At 45.9% G+C, this 242-nt stretch carries 1 protein-coding gene; it reads right to left on the minus strand.

Annotated elements, in window-relative coordinates:
* A partial coding sequence (locus tag AC1RPH_RS08495) for a hypothetical protein (protein ID WP_481762148.1) occupies positions 1–242 on the minus strand: 242 nt, incomplete at both ends.

Genomic DNA, 242 nt, shown 5'->3' on the forward strand with positions numbered 1-242 from the left:
GTTTGAGAACGCTGAGTAGTCCGATGCATTTACGTCTGCACCGTCCTGAATCACTAGCTTTACCAGATTTTTCTTTCCGCGTGGAATGTTCTCAAGATCGGCACGTGAGGACAGCACCACCGTATGTAGCTTGTACACTGGGTCGTGGTTTATGAACTCTATCTCGTGGTCTGCAACGCTGTTAAACTGGATATGTGCAAAGTACTTTGGAAGCTGTTCCCCAAAATTATTTTGGTACAGTG

This window comes from Dellaglioa sp. CoH-57-MRSF-16, assembly GCF_056782055.1.